Genomic DNA, 3769 nt, shown 5'->3' with positions numbered 1-3769 from the left:
GAGCCGGAGTCGGCGGAGCCGGTGGTGGCTACGGGGGCGGCGGGGGTGGGGGCGGCCGGTGCGGCGGAGGCGGTGGCGGGGGCGGTGAGCAGGGCGGCGCCGACGGCGAGGGTGCCGACGGCGGTGCGAATCGGGTTGCTAATCACCCCGGGGACTTTAGGGACGCGCGATGCTCGCCACTATCAGGCGAATGCCCTAATTCGGGGTGGGGCAATCGATTCCGGCCGCTCAGGAGGGTGGCAGGCCCAGGAGGCCCGCGGCGGCGGTCTCGATGGCCTTGCGCAACTCCGGCTCCGGGATGTCCCGTAAGCCCGTGGCGACGCGCAGGAAAGGTTCGAAGAGCTGCCAGCCCAGCACCAAGGCCAGGGCGTTCGCGGCGGCCAGGTCGGCGGTGCGCTCGTCGGGGTGGTGGCGGCGTGCCTGTTCGACGACGCGGTCGACGGTCGGAAAGTGTTGCTGCAGTTCGCCGACCGGGTAGCCGTCGAGGATGGCGCGAGCCAGGACGGTCCAGTGTCGGCGCATGGCCGGGTCGCCCGGGGACACCGGTCCGTGGGCGACCCGCCGCGCGGTCTGGTCGGCGAGGTGGTTGAGGACCGCGGCCACCAGCTGTTCCTTCGCGCCCAGGTGACGGAAGACCAGGCCGTGGTTGACGCCCGCGCGCTTGGCGATGTCGCGGATCGAGGTCGCGGCGGGGCCGCGCTCGGCGAAGAGGTCGGCGGCGTGTTCGAGCACCGCCGCGACGACCGCGTCGCGGCCGACCGGACCCTCGTTCGGATCCGGCGACGTATCCGTTGCCGAGTCTGTAGTCACGCGACTACACTAGCCCATCACCAGCTGTAGTCAGATGACTACACTACGTTTCCACCTCACCAAGGAGCACGCGAATGACCGTGACCACTCCCCCGGAAGCCCCCGCCGCCACTCGGCCGCGGTCCATGCGGCTGCCCGGATACGCCGTGCGAACCGGACCTTTCACCCATCTCCTCGACGAGCACACCCGGCTGGCCGGACTGACCTGGCAGCACTTCGAGGCCCGGCGGGTCGGGGCGACCCTCGGCGCCGAGATCTCCGGGATCGACCTGACCGCCGAGCTCCCCGACGCGGCGATCGACGAGATCCGGCGCGCGCTGCACGCCTACAAGGTGCTGTTCTTCCGCGATCAGCCGCTGACCTCCGCGGCGCACGTGGCCTTCGCCCGGCGCTTCGGCGAGCTCGAGGTGCATCCGTTCCTGCCGGGCAACACCGAGCTGCCGGAGTTGGTGCGCTTCGAGAAGAGCGCGCAGGTCGCGGGATTCGAGAACTCGTGGCATCACGATGTGACCTGGCGGGAGACGCCCTCGATGGGTGCCATCCTGCATGCCATCGCCGTCCCCGAACTCGGCGGCGACACCCTGTTCTCGGACATGTACGCCGCCTACGACTTCCTCGACGAGGAGACCAAGGCGCGGATCGAAAACCTCGACGCCGTCCACGATTACACGCGCGCGTTCGGCTTCGCGCTCGACGCGGAACGGCAGGCGCAGATGCGCGCGCAGTTCCCCTCGGTCCGGCACCCGGTGGTCTGCACCCACCCGGCCACCGGCCGCAAGCACCTCTACGTCAATCGCGTCTTCACCGAACGGATCGAAGGTCTCGAACCCGAGGAGAGCCGGGCCTTGATCGACGAATTGTGCCGCGCCGCCGACGCTCCCGAACACCAGGTCCGCCTGCACTGGCAGCCCGACACCGTCGCGTTCTGGGACAACGCCGCCGTGCAGCACTACGCCACCAGCGACTACTGGCCGCAGGTCCGCATCATGGAACGCGCCTCCATCATCGGTCCGCGCCCGACTCGCTGAACAGCACCGACGAAAACGCCCGGACGACGGTGGAATCCGTCACCCGGGCGTTTTCGTCGCACCGGTTACTTCTTCTTTTCCCGCTTCTCGCGGACGCGCACGTTCACGCGCACCGGGGAGCCGTCGAAGTTGAACTCCTCGCGCAGCTTCCGCTCGATGAAGCGGCGGTAGCCCGCCTCGAGGAAGCCGGTGGTGAACAGCACGAACGTCGGCGGGCGGGTGGACGCCTGGGTGGCGAACAGGACGCGGGGCAGGCGGCCGCCGCGCATCGGGGGCGGAGTCGCGGCGATCACCTCCTTGAGCCAGTTGTTCAGGCGGCCGGTGGAGATGCGCTTGTCCCAGGATTCCAGGGCGGTTTCCATGGCGGGCACGAGCTTCTGCACGGCGCGGCCGGTGTGCGCGGAGATATTGACCCGCTGCGCCCAGCGGACCTGGACCATCTCGCGGTCGATCTCGCGTTCCAGCATCTCGCGCCGGTCCTCGTCGACCAGATCCCACTTGTTGTAGGCGATGACGAGGGCGCGCCCGGCCTCGGAGACCATGGAGATGACGCGGATGTCCTGCTCGGTGAGCGGCTCGGAGGCGTCGATCAGCATGACCGCGACCTCGGCGGCCTCGATGGCCCCCTTGGTGCGCAGCGAGGCGTAGAACTCGTGACCCGAGGCGGTGCTCACCTTGCGGCGCAGGCCCGCGGTGTCCACGAAACGCCAAGGCTTGCCGCCCAACTCGACCAGGGAGTCGACCGGGTCGACGGTGGTGCCCGCGACATTGTGGACCACCGAGCGCTCCTCGCCCGCCAGGCGGTTGAGCAACGACGACTTGCCGACGTTCGGCTTGCCGACCAGCGCCACACGACGCGGACCACCGGTGAGACCCGTTCCCTCGCGCGGAGTTTCGGGCATCACCTCGAGGATGCGGTCCAGCAGGTCACCGGTGCCGCGGCCGTGCGCGGCCGAAACCAGCTGCGGCTCACCCAGACCCATCGACCACAGCTCGGCGGCGTCGGCCTCGAGCTTCTGGTTGTCGACCTTGTTGGCGACCAGGATGACCGGGGTCTTGCTGCGGCGCAGCGTCTTCGCGACCGCCTCGTCCGCCGACGTCGCGCCGACGGTGACGTCGACCACGACCACGACCGCGTCGGCGGTCTGCATGGCGACCTCGGCCTGCCGGGCCACCGACTGCTGCAGGCCCTTGGCGTCGGGCTCCCAACCGCCGGTGTCCTGCACCAGGAATCGGCGACCGGCCCAGGTGGCCTCATACGAGATGCGGTCGCGGGTGACGCCGGGGATGTCCTCGACGACGGCCTCGCGGCGACCCAGAATGCGGTTCACCAGCGTGGATTTGCCGACATTCGGGCGACCCACGATGGCGACCGTGGGCAGCGGAATGTGTTCGGCGTCCTGCTCGCCCTCGAATTCGGCGATGTCCCAGTCGGATTCGTCCGACCAGATGCCGTCACCGGCGAAGGTGTCCTGGGTCACTGCGCGCCTCCAGCCGAAATCCGTTCGGCCACCACGCGATAGAGCTCGTCGATGACCTCGTCCTTGTTCAGATCACTGGTGTCGACCAGCACGGCGTCGGTGGCCGGACGCAGCGGCGACACCTTGCGCGTCGAATCCAGGGTGTCGCGGCGCTGCACATCGGCCAGCACGGCCTCGAAGTCGTCGCCGCGACCCTCGGAGATGTTCTGGGCGTTGCGGCGGAACGCGCGCGCCTCCGCCGACGCGGTGAGGTAGATCTTCACATCCGCCTCGGGCAGCACGACGGTGCCGATATCGCGGCCCTCCACCACGATTCGACCGGCCGCGCCGGTGATATCGCGCTGCAGGGCGACCACATCGCCGCGGCGTGCTGCACCGGGATGTGAAGCCCGCCAACATCCTGCTGGAGTACGCGGACGGCGAGGAGCGGGTCTTCCTGGCGGACTTCGG

Annotated in this window: 3 protein-coding genes and 2 pseudogenes; 2 read left to right on the top strand and 3 right to left on the bottom strand. The window is 69.5% G+C overall.

What is annotated here, in order from left to right:
* Nucleotides 1-228: 228 nt before the first annotated feature.
* A complete protein-coding gene (locus ACWELQ_RS40710) occupies nt 229-810 on the bottom strand; it encodes a TetR/AcrR family transcriptional regulator (RefSeq protein WP_452402327.1) in 582 nt (193 codons plus the stop codon).
* Nucleotides 811-884: 74 nt separating this feature from the next.
* Between ACWELQ_RS40710 and ACWELQ_RS40705 the strand changes: the two genes are divergently transcribed.
* The gene (locus tag ACWELQ_RS40705) at nt 885-1838 is read left to right on the top strand and encodes a TauD/TfdA dioxygenase family protein (protein WP_452402326.1); all 954 of its coding nucleotides are present in this window, start codon (nt 885-887) and stop codon (nt 1836-1838) included.
* Between the two features lie 65 nt (nt 1839-1903).
* On the opposite strand, the gene der is transcribed toward ACWELQ_RS40705, so the two are convergent.
* Nucleotides 1904-3319 (bottom strand): ribosome biogenesis GTPase Der, encoded by a 1416-nt coding sequence (der, locus tag ACWELQ_RS40700; RefSeq protein ID WP_452402325.1) that lies wholly within the window; start codon nt 3317-3319, stop codon nt 1904-1906.
* A pseudogene (locus tag ACWELQ_RS40695) lies at nt 3316-3675 on the bottom strand ((d)CMP kinase); the annotation flags it as partial. The pseudogene ACWELQ_RS40695 and the gene der, both read right to left, overlap by 4 nt.
* Here ACWELQ_RS40695 and ACWELQ_RS40690 point away from each other — a divergent pair.
* Nucleotides 3675-3769 (top strand): annotated as a pseudogene (locus ACWELQ_RS40690) (protein kinase domain-containing protein); the annotation flags it as partial. The pseudogenes ACWELQ_RS40695 and ACWELQ_RS40690 sit on opposite strands and share 1 nt — an antisense overlap.

The sequence above is a fragment of the Nocardia sp. NPDC004722 genome, assembly GCF_053601505.1.
This window is presented reverse-complemented; position numbering and strand designations above follow the sequence as displayed.

Bases quoted from the DNA above. Each gene is read 5' to 3' on its own strand.
- ACWELQ_RS40705 (WP_452402326.1), top strand. From the start codon at position 885: ATGACCGTGACCACTCCCCCGGAAGCCCCCGCCGCCACTCGGCCGCGG.